The sequence below is a fragment of the Polynucleobacter sp. 35-46-11 genome, assembly GCF_002281105.1.
Window position 1 is genome coordinate 1 of sequence record NZ_NCFJ01000464.1, and the last position, 1,965, is coordinate 1,965.

A 1,965-nucleotide genomic window follows, 5' to 3' on the forward strand; every position below is an offset into this window, starting at 1 on the left:
AATAGCCCCATGCACGTTAATGAAAAGAACCGTACCCCCAAGAAAGAAGATCTTGATGAGGGTCCTAGCAAGTCAGAGCTCAAGCGCCAAATGACAGAGCGCCAGAAATTGGCGGAGGTTCTGGCTGCACTCAGTAGCGATGCATTAAAGACTATTCCGCTAGATGAGGTGATTAAAGCTGCGATTGCTGAAACTAACAAAATCAAAAGTTTTGAAGCCATACGTCGCCATAAACAATACCTTGGCAAACTGATGCGCTTTTTAGATGAAGAGGAACTAGATGCCATTCAGAAGCGTCTAGATGCAATCCAGGGTGTTAGCAAAGCAGAGACTGCCAAGCTTCACCATTTAGAGTCTTATCGCGATCGACTGATCGCCGATGATGCAGCTTTCACCAAAATGATTGAGCAATATCCCGATATGGATATTCAGAATATGCGCACCCTCATTCGCAACGCGCGCAAAGAAAAAGAAAGCAATAAGCCACCTAAGGCTTATCGAGAAATCTTCCGCGTCCTCAAGGATATGGGAATTTGATTTAGCACTCAGACCTTGAGCTTAGTAGCAGGAATCTCTACCCAGCGATATAAATAGTTAGCGGCGACCACACTACATAACACCACCATTAGCATCAGGCCAATAGCAATAGAGCCACTAGCATGAGCGTGTAAGCCCCAGGCTATATAAATAGTGTTCGCCAACAAAATAAATGCAAAGTGGATTAAGAAGGCGCAGTAAGAGCGTGGGCTTGCCCAAGCAATTGCCCGTAAGAACACTCTTTTGGCATTCATTCCACCTTGACGCAAAGTAGGATAGCTAGCGTCACCCCAAAGCAATAGAAGTAAGGCTACAAACCAGGCCAATATATTTCTTCCCCACGCCTCCTGCAAAGAAGAGACTGCAATCACTACACCAATGACGACGATCAGCAGTTTTGCTAAGACTCTGATCTTTTGGTCCGAATAGTTCTTGGCAAGATAGGCCAACATACCCAAGGTGTAAGAGCCCAAGAAACAAATGAAGTAAGACTCGTACTGCGCCGAGCGATTGAAGTACAGCAAGGAGCTCACCGCAACAATGCTGAGCAACCAAATTAAGGTTTGATACGAAGAAAAAGAAATGAGCAATATCGCTAGTACTGAGTAGAGTTGCCAGTCAATCGCGACATACCAAGCGCCAGCAGAAATCGAGTCTAAGCCTAAAATGCCCTGCAGAAAAAACAGGTGTGCCACAAATTGACCCAGCGTCTCTTGCTCACCAACGAACTCATCATTTACCCAATGGCGAGCTATCCAGGCGCAAAAAATGGTAAAAATCAAAGCGGCGACGTAGGGTGCAAACAAGCGAAGATAGCGATTAATGATGACTCGCAGTAATTTCTGACTGCTAAATTTTTCATTTGCAAATCGGGTTAGTGATTGCGTGGCCAAGTACCCTGCCATCACCAAAAAGATTTGCACTGCAAAACTTCCATACTCAAATAGCCAGTCCATGATGCCGGGCAAAAATGCTCGTGCATCTAATGCAATCTGTCCATAGCTAGCAAGGTGATGCAGGATGATGACAAATGCCGCAAAGACCTTAAGTAGATCAATCAGTAATAGTGGAGAGGCTTGCTTCAAGAGTGATTAAAAGCTACTTAGGTTTAGCCTTACTCATTAAAGACGCGAGCATAGGATTACTACTAGCGAGCTCCTTCTTGGTCTTAGCAACACTCTCAGCTGCGCCAGGCTTAGGCACCTTCTTGGCATTCTTCATACGCTGAGCGGTAGTCAACGCAAGGTTCTTATAGAGATCAGTTTTTTTCATTGCCATAACGCTTTAATGTATGAATACATCCCTCACCATTACTTAGTCAATGAACGTGCAGCTAAGCCCAAGAAAAGCAATGACCAGCCCTGCAAAAGCAGTTCAATTGCTATGAGCAAACCAGGCAACCACATGCTACTCTCTGGATAGCCATTC

The 1,965-nt window shown here is 45.0% G+C and carries 3 protein-coding genes; 1 reads left to right on the forward strand and 2 read right to left on the reverse strand.

Annotation, left to right across the window (positions count from 1 at the left end; genetic code table 11):
- A partial coding sequence (gene yjgA, locus B7Y67_RS16395) for a ribosome biogenesis factor YjgA (protein WP_367227298.1) occupies window positions 1–537 on the forward strand: 537 nt, incomplete at its 5' end.
- An 8-nt stretch (window positions 538–545) separates the two neighbouring features.
- On the opposite strand, the gene B7Y67_RS16400 is transcribed toward yjgA, so the two are convergent.
- Together B7Y67_RS16400 and B7Y67_RS16405 are read right to left on the reverse strand one after the other, a co-directional pair.
- Window positions 546–1,622, reverse strand: a complete 1,077-nt coding sequence (locus B7Y67_RS16400; protein WP_293599544.1) for an acyltransferase family protein — start codon at window positions 1,620–1,622, stop codon at window positions 546–548.
- Between the two features lie 13 nt (window positions 1,623–1,635).
- Window positions 1,636–1,815: a hypothetical protein gene (locus tag B7Y67_RS16405; protein ID WP_293599545.1), complete on the reverse strand. Its 180-nt coding sequence runs from the start codon at window positions 1,813–1,815 to the stop codon at window positions 1,636–1,638.
- Between the last annotated feature and the right edge of the window lie 150 nt (window positions 1,816–1,965).